A 12410-nucleotide genomic window follows, 5' to 3' on the forward strand; every position below is an offset into this window, starting at 1 on the left:
CCGCACCGCACCGCACCGCACCGGACGGGACTCCACCGCACCGGACGGCACCGAACCGGGCCGGTGCACCGGAGTGGGAAGTCGGCCGGGCCGACTTCCCCTTGCAGCCCATCGCCGCCGGCCGCTACCACGACCGCTTCGAACTCCGGGGCGGCCGTTGGCAGTTCGCGGAGCGCCGGGTCCGCCTCACCCTGGTCGGCGACGTGAGCCGCCACCTGCGCGTAACCCCCGACCTCACGGGACAGAACAGCTAGGCATCCGTCCGCACGACCGCCGTGAGGGTCTGCTCAGGGCTGCCGTCGGCGGGCCGCGCGGTCACCGGGTCGCTGTTGCGCCCCGCGGTGCTGGAGGTGAGCGCCCAGCCGGCGGGGTTGACCACGGCCTGGCGAGCACCGTCGTAGCTCCACCGCTGGGCCGCGGAACCGTCGCAGGCGGCGCGCACCACCTGGCCGCCGACGGCCGCGGGTGCGGCCAGGCACTCGTTGCCCTGGGCGGTGTGCAGGCTGCCGTCGCGGGCGAAGACGAAGAGCTGGTTGGCGTTGGGCGTGGTGGCGCAGCGGTAGCTGATGGCGCCGTTGGCGCCGCCGCGGTCGAGGCAGGCGCCGTTGGCGAACCGGAGCGGCCAGCGGGCGGACTGGCCGAGGCCGAGTTCGGTGAGCAGGGTGCCGTCGGGCTGCTTCCGCTGGCGGATCATGTCGTCGCAGGCGCCGCTGGTCGAGGTGCCGGTGTTGGTGGCGGTGAGGGTGCCGCCGTTGCCGGTCATCGGGCCCCAGCGGTTCTCGGAGTACGCGTTGTCGTTGCAGGCGTAGGCGGGCCTGTTCCAGTCGAAGTACTCCACCCAGCTGTTCCAGTCGTGCTTGATCTGCTGCGACTTGGGGAGCAGGACCGAGCCGAGGACGAAGGAGGTGCCGGCGGTCTCGTCGGTGACGGTGGCCGTCACCCAGTGGGTGGCGGGGTCGATCCGGACCTGGAAGGCGTACGTGTGGCCGGTGACCGGGCGGCCCTGGTTGACGGTGCTGTTGGCGCACTGGAGGTGCTGGCCCTCGCCGGTGCTGTTCCAGCAGTGCGAGCCCTGGGTGCCGTCGGCGAACTGGAGCTCGGTGTCGGCCCAGGTGGACCAGTTGAACAGGCCGTCGTTCTGCTGCTTGTCCTGGAAGCCGATGTAGGAGAGGTTCCCGTCGAAGTTGAACTGGCTCGACCAGAAGACGTCGCCGTCGCCGGGGGTGGTCACCACCGTGTTGCGGAAGGTGACCTCGGTGAGGACGGTGTCGCCGGCGATTGTCCAGTAGGAGTACGAACCGGGCGTCTGGCCGTAACGGGGCTGGGCCGCTGCGGCTGGCACCGCCGGCCCCGCGAGGGCCGAGGCCGCCGGTTTCGCGACGGCCGGGACTTCTCCGGCGGGCAGGCCGGCGAGGGCGAGACAGGCGAGCGGCAGCGCGCACATGGCGCGGCGCCGGGAGACGTGCGACATCCGTTGCTCCTGACAGGTCAGCGGCGGCCGCAAGCCGTCGGCGCCGTACGGATTCCCCAGCGCGACCCTCACCCACCCGGTCACGGTCCGCAACACATGAGGTCGCCAGGAGTGATCGGGGGCCCCGGAGATTCCACAGGCACCGATCACCCATTCGACTGATCGGTGCAGGCCGCCTCCCCGAAATGATCGTTCCGGGGCAAGCGCGCATCCTCCTCGCCGGGGCGCCCTCCCCCGGCTCTGCTCAACCACACCGAACCGTGCGAAAACCGAACGGGCGATCGGCGATCGGACGCACAGCGGAGCAGCCGGGCCCGCCGCCACCCGATCGGGCCGCCTCCGGCCGCGACACGGCGCAGCGCCGCGACAACGGCGGTCCGGATGCGGAAGGCTGACGCCACCCTGCCCGGGGCCTCGCGGTGCGGCTGCCACGGCCGGCCGGAGCGACCGGAGCGACCCGAGACCGGAATGGTGGCATGACCGTTCAGGACACCCCGCCCACCGGGACCACCCGGCGCGGCGACTTCGCCGAACTGCACCGGCGCGTCTCCGACGCCGGTCTGCTGCGCCGGCGTCCCCTGTACTACGCGGGCCGGAGCGCCGCGCTGTTCGCCGCCCTGGCACTGCTCCTGGCCTGGTTCGTCGTGCTCGGCGCGAGCTGGTGGCAGCTGTGCCTCGCGCCCCTGTTCGCTTTTGTGATCGGCCAGTTGGCGCTGCTCGGGCACGACGTCGCCCACCACGCGGTGTTCGCCGGCCGGCGGGCGACCGACCTGGCGGGCATCGTGCTGGGCAACCTGGTGGTCGGCATGAGCTACGGGTGGTGGGTGAGCGACCACAACCGGCACCACGCGCACCCGAACCGTGAGGGCCACGACCCGGCCGCGGACTCCCTCCTCTTCGCCCGGACCACCGAACAGGCAGGCCACACAAGGGGATTGAGGCGGATCGCGGCCAGGTACCAGGCGGAGCTGTTCTTCCCGCTGCTGTCCCTCCAGGCACTCGGGCTGCTCGTCGCCACCTGCCTGACCCTGACCCGCGGCACCGTCCGGTACCCGGCCCTGGAACGCACGCTCGCCGCGCTGCACTACGCCCTGGCGGCGGCCCTGCTGGCCGTCGTCCTCGCGCCGCTCCAGGCGCTGGCCTTCGCCGTGCTGTTCGGGGCGGTCCTCGGCGTGTACCTGGGGTGCATCTTCGCCCCCAACCACAAGGGCATGCCGATGACCGGCCCGGACGCGGAGCGTGCCGACTTCCTCCGCCGGCAGGTGCTGCCGTCGCGCAACCTGCGGGCCGGCCGGTTCGTCCACTTCCTCTTCGGCGGCCTCGGCTACCAGATCGAGCACCACCTCTTCCCGGCCATGCCGGTCGCGGCGCTGCGCCCCGCCTCGCGCATCGTGCGCGACTACTGCGCCCAGGTCGGCGTGCCGTACAGCGAGGCGGGCCTGATCGCCTGCTTCCGGGAGATCCTGCGGGACCTGCGGGCCATCGGCCGCTCCCTCCCCGCCGACCCGGCGCAGTCGGCCCCGCCGACCCGACCGACCGACCCGGGGCTGACCCGGCCGACCGCCCCGGAGCCGACCCGGCCAACCGCCCCGGAGCCGCAGGCCGCGCCCGAAGCGGAGGCGGCGGCACGGTGAGCGGAGTCCTGTCCGGGCCGGCGGCGCGCACCGCGGACGGCCCGGCCCCCGGCGGCGAACGGCTCCGCGTCCTGATCGTCACCGAGTCCTTCGCCCCGCAGCTCAACGGTGTCGCCCACAGCGTCCTCCGGACCGCCGAACACCTCCTCGCCCGGGGCCACACCCCGGTGGTGGTGGCACCCGCCGTGCGGGCACCAGCCGCGCGGGCCGCGCGACGGCACGCAGGCGACCTGCACCGCGACCTGCACCGCGACCTGCGCCGAGAGCAGGCGTACGGCTACGAGGTGGTCCGCGTCCCGTCGGTGCCACTGCCCGGCTACCCGGAGGTGCGGGTCGCGCTCCCGGGGCGCGGGGTGGCCGACGCCATCGAGCGGCACCGCCCGCACGTGGTCCACCTGGCCAGCCCGTTCGCGCTCGGGGCGGTCGGCGCCGCGGCGGCCGACCGGGCAGGGGTCCCGTCCGTGGCGGTCTACCAGACCGATCTGGCCGCCTACGCCAGGACGTACCTGCCGGCGCTGGGCGCGGCCGGGCCCCGGCTGGCCTGGTGGCGGCTGCGACGGGTGCACTCCTTGGCAGCCCGGACGCTGGCACCGTCGCAGGCTTCGCTGCGCGCCCTGCTGGCGCACGGCATCCCCCGGGTCCACCTGTGGCCGCGCGGCGTCGACTGCACCCGGTTCCACCCCCACCACCGTGACGAGACCCTGCGCCGGCGCCTCGGCCGCCCCGGAGACGTCCTGGTCGGGTACGTCGGACGCCTGGCGCCGGAGAAGCACGTCGACCGGCTGGCGGAGGTGTCCCGCATCCCGGGGGTCCGGCTGGTGGTCGTCGGAGACGGCCCGTGCCGCGCCCGGCTGGAAACCGTGCTCCCGGACGCGGTCTTCCTGGGGCTCCGGTCCGGACACGAACTCGCCCGGCTCTACGCCTCGTTCGACGCCTTCGTCCACGCGGGGCCGTTCGAGACCTTCGGCCAGACCCTCCAGGAGGCCATGGCGAGCGGGCTGCCCGTCGTCGCCCCGGCGGCCGGCGGGCCGCTCGACCTCGTCCGCCCGGGCCACACCGGATTCCTCGTCCCGCCCGGCGCGGCGGACGGGTTCCGGGAGGCCGTCGAACGTCTCGCCCGCAACGACGAACTGCGGGCGGCGTTCGGGCGGGCGGGGCGTGCCGCGGCGACGCAGCGCAGCTGGGAGACGGTCGGCGACCTCCTCGTCGAGCACTACCGGCTCGCCCGCACCGAGACGGCCGGGCCACCCCTGCGCCGCTGAGCAGGTCGGCAGGAGAGTGCGGACCCACCCCGAAGAAACGGACCTCCATGCACCACCCCCTCGCCGCCGAGTACGTCCGCAGCCCCGCTCCGGCCGCCGGCACCGCCGTCTTCCTGCACGGACTGGGCGGCTGGACCCACAACTGGGCCCACCTGATCGACCTGCTGCGGACCTCGGCGCACTGCCTGGCCCTCGACCTCCCGGGCTTCGGAAGGTCGGCGCCCCCGCCCGACGGCGACGTCACCGTCGAACACCAGGCCGTAGCCGTGGCCGGCCACCTCGACCGCCACCTCGACCGCGACCGCGACCGTCACCCCGGCCATCACCCCGACCATCACCCCGACCGGAACGGGCACCGCCGCGTACACCTGGTCGGCAACTCGCTCGGCGGCCTGATCGCGCTGCGCCTCGCCGCCCAACGGCCCGACCTGGTCGCCACCTTGACCCTCATCTCGCCCGTGCTGCCGACGTTCCCGCCCGCCCCGGCCCTACGGGTGGCCCTGCTCGGCCTGCCGGGCGCGCCGCGACTGCACGCCCGCCTCCTGGCCGCCCAGAGCCCCGACCGCCAACTCGACGACCTCTACCGCCTGATCTACGCGAACCCCGCCCTCGTCGGCACCGAGCAACGGTCGGTGGAGGCACGCGAGCGCCGACGCCGCGCCGAACTGCCGTACGCGCAGGACATGCTGGCCGAGGGAGTGCGCTCGGTGGTCCGCGCGTCCCTTCGGCGGGGCGAGGCCTCGGCCTGGCACCTGGCCCGCCGCGTCACCGCCCCCACCCTGCTCGTGTACGGGCGGGACGACGCCCTCGTCCCCTTCCGTACGGCGCCCCGGGCCTACGCGGCCTTCCGCGACGCCCGCCTCCTCACCCTGCCCGGCGTCGGCCACGTCGCCATGCAGGAACGGCCGGCCCCCGTGGCCACGGCGATCCGCGCCCTGATCACCGAGGCGAGCCCGCGCGGCACCGTCACTGCGCCGGGATCGGGCGCACCGGGTGCTTGCTCAGGATCGACACGCGGTTGAAGGCGTTGATGGCGATCGCCACCCAGATGACCGCCGAGATCTGGTCGTCCGTCAGGACCTCGCGGGCGACACCGTAGGCGGCCTCCTGCGCGACGGCGTCCGACGGATCGGTGGTCACCTCCGCCAGGGCGAGCGCGGCCCGCTCCTGCGGCGTGAACAGTTCGGTGTCGCGCCACGCCGGCAGCGTGCCCAGGCGCTGCGCGGTGTCGCCGGCCTGAAGAGCGGCCCTGGTGTGCACATTGAGGCAGTAGGCACACCCGTTGATCTGGGACACCCGCAGATTGACCAGCTCCACCACCCTGCGGTCCAACCCGGCCTCCGCCGCCCCCGCCCCGGCAGCCTCGGCAGTCGCCCGCAACGCCCGGTAGGCCTGAGGGCTCTGCTTGTCGATGAACACCCGCCGCCGCACCGGGGCAGCGGTCACATCGGTGGTCACATCACTCACGGGAACTCCTCTGACGGATCAGCAGATCAACGGATCACTCACGGCCGGCATGTCACCACACCATCATAGTTGAAAGTGAAACCACTTTGGAAGGCTACCGTCCTGCGCGGCACCCCACCACGAGTGGCGTCACCTGAACAGCATCGGCACACCGCGTGCGACTGCCACCGCCACGTACCGCAGCTCACACCCCGAGACGCCCACGAGACCGAGTCGCCCTCGACCCCTCGCGGAAGCCAGTGCTCACGCCCTCCTGGGCGGGCCCGCCACCATGAGCGGACCTGCCTCCCGGCTGACCAGCAGGAACCCTGCCTGCCCCGGAGGTACCTGACCTCCAGGGGCGGCCAGAACGACGACTGTCCGCTCCGACACCGGGCACGACCGGCCCGGTCAGCACCATCAGGCAGTCATCGGACCAGGATCAGGCCGCAACTGTAGGCGCGGGCATGGCCGAAGCCGTGGGTGAGGGCGGCCGTGAGTGCTTGTGGGTCCGTGACGCTCAGAGTTCCGCGGATCTCGGCCCGGCTGATGAGCAGGCCCCGGTGGGGGCCGTGGCTGGAGACCTTCGGCAGGATGCGGAGGGCCAGCCGTTCTATGTCGGAGTCGACGCCGAGCCGGACCACTCCGTCCGGGGCCACCGCCGGTTCGCCGACCGGCTGCAGGCGGCGGGCGAACCACGCCTTCACGTGTTCCGGGCGGGTGTGCGGCACCCGTACACCCCTTCCACCCCCGCCGCCTCCGGGGGCCGGCGGCCCGGCCGGTCGGCTGCTGACCGGATTGACGACCGTGCGGAAGTCGAGTCGGTCCCCGATGCGGAAGGTGCGGTCCACCACCAGACTGTGCGGCGGTTCGACCAGCGCCGCTCGGGGCAGGCCGCTCCAGTCGCCGGGGACGGCGGACTGTACGACCAGGGAGAGCCGGGCGGTGCTCAGGTCGACGGTCCAGCTGGACAGCACCTTCATCTGGGCGCGGGCGTCCCGGCTTCCGTCGTCGACCCAGCCGCGGAAGCCGCTCATGACGGTCCGGTGCATGTCTTGGGCATCGATCAGTGACTTGGCGGTATATGGGTGCCTGGCGTCCAACGTGATCAGGGTGTGTGTGGCGACGAATCTGGCCGCCTTGTTGGCGGGAACGGGCTCGGTTGTGCGCAGGGCGTTCACGGGATGATGTCCCATTCGGTGGCGTGCGGGGAGATGGTGATGCGGTGCCGGGACTCCCAGCGCTGCCGGTGGACGGGACCGCTCGCGAGGAACCTCTCGGGCTGGTCGCGGACCGGCCCGACGCCCGGCAGCGGGTGCGGGCTCTCGATCCAGGCCCACCGGGTCTGGCTGACGTTCGGCGGCGGCTGCCCGTCGTCGGCTGCCGGGAGCAACGCCCGGGTTTCGAAGACCTCCGACAGAATGCCCGGGGCGATGCCGACGAAGAGGTCACCCGAGGGCGGGCAGGATTTGCGGCCCAGCCAGAGCAGGCGCTCCGGGTGCTCCAGTGCGTGGGCGATCCGTTCGAGGAGTGCGTGGTCGGAGTGCTGGAGGCCGACGAGGAAGGCCGCGTCGGACAGGTACCAGCGCTCGGTGATCATGGCGTGGCGGCTCACCTCACCTGCGACCAGCGCCCCGGAACGGGGGTCCGCCGCGATCCGCTTCGGTGCGCCGTACCAGGATGCCAGCGCGTGGCTGCCGAAGGATGCGGTCGTGCCCTCTCTCTGCTCCCCGAGCGCTTCCAGGGCCGAGGCCCGGCGGTGGTCCGTCACGAGGTCGCGGGGGCGGACGGGATACCTTCCGCCCCCGACGGTGTGGTAGTCCCGCATGGGCGTTCCGGGGCGGTCGGCGCGAACGCCGAAGAGGACGGACCCGAGTTCGTCGAGCGGATCCTCCCGGTCAAGGCCGAGGGCTGCCGCACAGAGGCCGATCACTCCGGACTTGGTGGGCCGGGTGTGGGTGTCGCGCTGGGCGAACCGGCCTTTGATGCCCCAGGACTGCAGCGGCCCGGCCAACCTGATGAGCAGAACGTGCTGCGGTGCATCGGTCGTCGCGGTGGAGCCGGTCCTGGCAGTAGGACCGGTCGTGGCAGGGGCGTCGGTCACGGCGTGAGGTCCTCGATGGAGTCCACGACGTCCACGGCCCCGGTGGGGTCGACCGTCTCCAGGAGGTCCGCGATCTCCGGTGCGTAGGTGAGGACGCGCGCGGACCGCAGGTCGCCGCGGCGCTTGCTGACGAAGAGGTGGTGCCGCATCAGACGGCGGACCGCCGCCTGGCCGGCCGGGCCCTCGCCGCCGCTGCTCTCGGGGTTCTCGTCCACGGGGTTCTGGAAGGCGGCAGCGTAGTTGTACGGGCGCTCGCCCTCGAAGGCGAGCACGAGTGCCGGCAGCGAGCCGGTGGAGGCGGTGGAGTTCTTCTTCGCCTCCGGGACGGCCTCGACGAAGGCGTTGACGAACTCCGCCTCGGCGGCGGTCGCCGCTTCCTCCGCTTCCTCCGTCTCCATTCCGGCCTGCTGGAGGTTGGCGCGAAGCTGTCGGCGGTCCAGGACGGCGTGCCGGTAGAAGGTCCCGGAGATCAGCGACTGGTACCCGGTCATGCCCGCGCCCGCGTCGTCCGCCGTGTCGAGGAAGCTGAGGGCGTTGCGCTTACGGTCGAGCTTCGCGTCGTCGGCCGCCGCGTAGAAGTCCTCGATCTGCTCTGCGGCGTGCACGGTGAAGGCATGGCCGGTCTGCACCGCCCCGTCGACATTGGGCGAGTCGGCGATTTCGGCGAGGAAGCGCCCGTAGAGGGCGATGTCCACAGCGTCACGGGGCGCGATGGCGAGCAGAACGGCGTTGCGCGTGCTCTTGGGGAGAGGGGGGAGGCCTGTGGTACCGGACTCCGTGGCTGCCTGCGCGTCGTCGTTCTCCTGCTCCTCAGCGTTCTTCGCCGCACCGCGGCGGGGTTTCTTCGAGGCCTTCTGCTGGCCGGCGAGGTAGCTGTCGCGCCACGGCCGGATCTCGTCGGCGTTCTCGGCGATGTGCCGGGCGATCCTGGTGCCTGCGTCGGCGGGCGCGAAGACCAGCACCTTGGTCAGATTGGCCACCGTCTTCTTGGCCGGGTCGCCGAACTTCAAGCCGCTCGCCTCGATCACCGCGCGCGCCGTGATCAGGGCCTCCTCCTTCTCCCAGCCGTTCCCGGACGACAGTTCGGCCGCCGCGAGGAGTGCCCACTCCCTTGTCCGGGTGCCCATGCTCCGGCCCTTGAGGGCGCCGATGCCGGCATTGGCCCGGTTGCGGGCGTAGACGCGCTCGGCGCGTCGCCGGGCCTGGCTGGTGATCATGTGCCGTTCGAACCCGCCGTACACGAGGGACTTGGGCTGACCGTTCTCGTCCCTGACCGGGAGCACGGCGACGAGCGTCTCCAGGAGGTGGAGCGAGAGGAACGGGCTTCGAGCGTCTGCGGTCACGCGGTCGCGTCCTTATGGTCGGTCGGGATCGTGTACGTGTCGTGCTTGGCCTACTGGTCTGACATACCGGGCCTATTGGTCCTGCTCGGCGTCGGCCTACCGGCTCTGCGGCGAACTGCCGGACGGCCGGCTCCGGTGGACCGGGGCATGGAAGTCGACCGACCACTGGTAGGCGATGCGGGCCTTACGGTCGTTCCAGAGGATCAGGTCCTCGGTGAGCCGGGTCCAGGAGGGCGGGAGCTGGTCACAGGACCGGAGCCGGACGATGGTGTGCTGAAGGTGCCGCCACGGCACCCTCCGGCTGACGACCACCCGGTCCACGAGCCGCTGCGCGCCCGGGTCGCCCGGGCCCCGTCCCACGCTGTCACCGATGCGCGCCGCCGCCGAACCGAGACTCCCGTAGCCGTAGGCGGGCGTCGAACGGCCCTGGTGGTAGAGCGCGAAGAGGAAGGCCATCCGCTCGAACAGGTCGCGGTGGCTCTCGCCGCCGTACCAGCCGGCCCGGATGTGCGCGTTCGTCCGGCCCCTGGCCCGGCGCAGGTTGGCCAGGGTGCCGTACTCGCGGTTGCGCACCAGGGTGGTGAGCCAGGCAACCAGTGCGGCGCTGTCGTGCGGGAAGGCGTCCTCGACGGGGTACCCGTCTCGGGAGCTGTCCTCAGTCATGGGCGGTCTCCCCCCGGAGTTCGGCCGGGGCCTTCGGATGGCTGATGTCGTCCTCGAAACGCTTCAGGGCGTCCGCCCTGGCCTGGAAGCCCCGCTCGTTGGGCGGGAGGGTGTCGAGGCGGTAGACGAGGTGGGTACGGGCCAGACCGGTGAGGGTCTGCGTGTACTCCAGGAGCAGGGGCGCGACCGGATCTCCCGGGTTGTCGTACCCCTCATCGATCACTGCCTCCAGCAACTGGTCGAAGGGCTTGGCAGCCTCGGGCCAGAACATCCACCGCGCGTCGAACCGGGACATCTGGCGGGCCTCGTCGGCCGGCCGCGCCACCGAGTGGACCTTCTCCGAGGCGAGGATCGCCGCCCGTTTGAGACTCCACGCCAGGTACTCGGCGATGCGCGAGCCCCGCCGGGACGCACGGTAGAGCTGTACCTCCATCGCTGGGGCGTAAGGGAAGTAGCCGTCTGTCCAGGAGACCGGCAGCGTCTTGTTGGAGACGAGGCCGACAGCCCACAAGTGGTAGGGCGCGCCCCGGCAATCCCGCTTGTGCGGCAGCGAGCGCAGTCGCGCGTAGAGACCGGGCTGCGCGTCCTTCACCGCGCTGTACAGGGCGTGCGCCTCCTGCCAGAGCGCGCGCGTGGGCGACGGCCACAGGGGCTTGACCTCTCCGCCCGCGGTCCGGCTGAACACAGCGTCCTGCATGTGCTTTTCCGGGTCGAGTTCGAGGACCTCGCCGGCTCCGATCAACACGCGGTCGACGACGATCGCACCGTCCGCATCGCGCTTCGGTCGCAACAGGACGGAGCGGCCGAGCGCGCTGTGCAGGTCGGCAGGGCTCTCCGGCACCCGCGGGCGGGCCCGCACAGCGAAGTTCCGGCGGCTCACCGAACCACTGGTCCAGGAGGTGTTGAGCCGGCCCGGGTCTCCCTCGGGCGGATAGAGGTTGAGCCGCAAGGTCTCGCCGAACGTACGGCCGAGGGGAACGACCCGAATCCGTCCCTGCAACCGCCCGGTGGACAAGTTGGTGACGGTGGGTCCGAGAATCCTGCCGGTGATCCTCGCCCTGCCGTACGTGCCGTACACGTGCTGGGCGAGCATGGCCCGGAACGCGTCAGCCGCCGGCAGCGGCTCGCCGTCCTCGAGGTGGTGGTGGTCGAAGAACTGGTTGTAGTCACCGGCCCGCTCGATGACCAACTGCGCGGTCCCCGTGCCGCTCTCGTCGAAAGAGGGGTCCAGAAGGGAGTTCTGGCCGAGGGGCGTCTCGGGGTGGAACAGGTCCCAGTGCTCGTCCGGCTCACCGGCCAGCCACTCGGCTGCGGAGCGGAGGCTGCGTTCGTCACGGATCCACTCCCGCCACTGCTCGGGCGTGCTCGGACAGGTACCGGAAGCGAAGCAGATGGCCATGACGAACTCGATGACGGCAACGGTCTCACCCGGGGTCGGGCAGTCGATCGTCGTCAAACTGTTGGACTGGTCGAGGAGTTCGCACAAGGAGAGCGGAACGCTGGAGCCTTCGGGAGTCACGACGGGAATGCACGGCTCTCGCCGCGGATCCCAGCTGAGGCGCTGCTCGACCGGGGCCGAAGGCTGTGTTCGCGGCAAGGCCCTGCCCATCACTTCATATGATCGCTGTTTTCTGGCAAGGGAGTTGGGACTCCCAGGCAGAGCCCGACGCTAGCACCCGGGATCGGATCGTGTAGCTCGATCGACCGGATTGCCCCGCCATCCCAGTCCGGGACGACGGGGCACCGGACAGCCCCGCACGCGCGGGGAAAGCGACCCGGCAAACGCTCGCTGCCGTCGACGGTCCATGCCCGCTGCACGCGGGGGTATCTCTTCCGTGATGCTGACAGGGCTCCATCACATCACCACCCCCGAGAAAGGGGCAGAAGACGCGCCATAGACTGAGGCGCCGCCGATTCTCTCGGCTGCCCAGCCTGCTCGACGACCGGAGATCGCTGCACTCCGTTCCGGGTCCCGCTCCGCGCGAACGAGGCGGGACCCTACAGCCGGCTGGAAGGGCCGTTCTCGGAGCCTAAGCTGCTCCGAGAACGGCTCGGAGGAAGTCCACCAACTGGACCGTCAGTGCCGCTGCAACCGATGCGAGCCAAAGCAGCACCAGCTCACTCAACCAACCACGTTTCCCCACAGGCATCTCAGGTCCTTTCATCTCGGTGATGTCGGCCCCAGCGACTGGGGCCGACATCACCGCGATGGCGGCCCCACGCCTGGTACGCCAGCGATTTTCTCAGAGATTGACTGCTTCGGAGCGCATACGGAGTCACTCTGCGTGTCGCTTCGACGGCAGACGTCTCGCTGCTGTCGAGTTGCGTCTCGCTGCTGTCGAGTTGCCCGCCCACCGCAGTCGGCACCTCGCCGGGACGTAGCGCGCGGCGGGCGCCCGCCGCGCGCTACGGGCGCACGCTCCACGGGAATTGTGGGCACGGGGGGGAATGGACCGAGTGGAACGGGGACTACTGCGGTGGTCCCGC

The 12410-nt window shown here is 71.8% G+C and carries 11 protein-coding genes; 4 read left to right on the plus strand and 7 right to left on the minus strand.

Annotation, left to right across the window (positions count from 1 at the left end):
- Positions 1-101 precede the first annotated feature (101 nt).
- Positions 102-254: a hypothetical protein gene (locus ACFVX9_RS13225; protein ID WP_380374022.1), complete on the plus strand. Its 153-nt coding sequence runs from the start codon at positions 102-104 to the stop codon at positions 252-254.
- Here the strand turns inward: ACFVX9_RS13225 and ACFVX9_RS13230 are convergent.
- Positions 251-1471 (minus strand): ricin-type beta-trefoil lectin domain protein, encoded by a 1221-nt coding sequence (locus ACFVX9_RS13230; RefSeq protein WP_387981641.1) that lies wholly within the window; start codon positions 1469-1471, stop codon positions 251-253. The two genes, ACFVX9_RS13225 and ACFVX9_RS13230, sit on opposite strands and share 4 nt — an antisense overlap.
- A 476-nt stretch (positions 1472-1947) precedes the next feature.
- Here ACFVX9_RS13230 and ACFVX9_RS13235 point away from each other — a divergent pair, with 476 nt between their 5' ends.
- The 3 genes from ACFVX9_RS13235 to ACFVX9_RS13245 all read left to right on the plus strand — a co-directional run bounded on the left by ACFVX9_RS13235 (position 1948) and on the right by ACFVX9_RS13245 (position 5389).
- On the plus strand, positions 1948-3105 hold the full coding sequence (locus ACFVX9_RS13235; protein WP_387981642.1) for an acyl-CoA desaturase: 1158 nt from the start codon (positions 1948-1950) through the stop codon (positions 3103-3105).
- Positions 3106-3176: 71 nt separating this feature from the next.
- Positions 3177-4367 (plus strand): glycosyltransferase family 4 protein, encoded by a 1191-nt coding sequence (locus ACFVX9_RS13240; RefSeq protein ID WP_387981692.1) that lies wholly within the window; start codon positions 3177-3179, stop codon positions 4365-4367.
- 47 nt (positions 4368-4414) lie between these two features.
- The gene (locus tag ACFVX9_RS13245; RefSeq protein ID WP_380478976.1) at positions 4415-5389 is read left to right on the plus strand and encodes an alpha/beta fold hydrolase; all 975 of its coding nucleotides are present in this window, start codon (positions 4415-4417) and stop codon (positions 5387-5389) included.
- Here ACFVX9_RS13245 and ACFVX9_RS13250 read toward each other — a convergent pair.
- The 6 genes from ACFVX9_RS13250 to ACFVX9_RS13275 form a co-directional block, all read right to left on the minus strand.
- Entirely contained in the window at positions 5334-5834 is a 501-nt protein-coding gene (locus tag ACFVX9_RS13250) for a carboxymuconolactone decarboxylase family protein (protein WP_380374012.1), read from the minus strand. The two genes, ACFVX9_RS13245 and ACFVX9_RS13250, sit on opposite strands and share 56 nt — an antisense overlap.
- Before the next feature lie 407 nt (positions 5835-6241).
- Positions 6242-7009 (minus strand): type I-E CRISPR-associated protein Cas6/Cse3/CasE, encoded by a 768-nt coding sequence (locus ACFVX9_RS13255; protein ID WP_387981645.1) that lies wholly within the window; start codon positions 7007-7009, stop codon positions 6242-6244.
- On the minus strand, positions 6991-7917 hold the full coding sequence (gene cas5e / locus ACFVX9_RS13260) for a type I-E CRISPR-associated protein Cas5/CasD (RefSeq protein WP_387981647.1): 927 nt from the start codon (positions 7915-7917) through the stop codon (positions 6991-6993). Before cas5e ends, ACFVX9_RS13255 begins: the two co-directional genes overlap by 19 nt.
- Complete coding sequence (locus ACFVX9_RS13265; protein ID WP_063352463.1) at positions 7914-9260, minus strand: type I-E CRISPR-associated protein Cas7/Cse4/CasC; 1347 nt, start codon at positions 9258-9260, stop codon at positions 7914-7916. The genes cas5e and ACFVX9_RS13265 overlap by 4 nt, the downstream gene beginning before the upstream one ends.
- Before the next feature lie 96 nt (positions 9261-9356).
- A complete protein-coding gene (gene casB / locus ACFVX9_RS13270; RefSeq protein WP_387981649.1) occupies positions 9357-9923 on the minus strand; it encodes a type I-E CRISPR-associated protein Cse2/CasB in 567 nt (188 codons plus the stop codon).
- Complete coding sequence (locus ACFVX9_RS13275; RefSeq protein WP_387981650.1) at positions 9916-11532, minus strand: type I-E CRISPR-associated protein Cse1/CasA; 1617 nt, start codon at positions 11530-11532, stop codon at positions 9916-9918. The genes casB and ACFVX9_RS13275 overlap by 8 nt, the downstream gene beginning before the upstream one ends.
- Positions 11533-12410: the final 878 nt, after the last annotated feature.

The sequence above is a fragment of the Kitasatospora sp. NPDC058243 genome, from assembly GCF_042882025.1.
Classification (GTDB): Bacteria; Actinomycetota; Actinomycetes; order Streptomycetales; family Streptomycetaceae; genus Kitasatospora.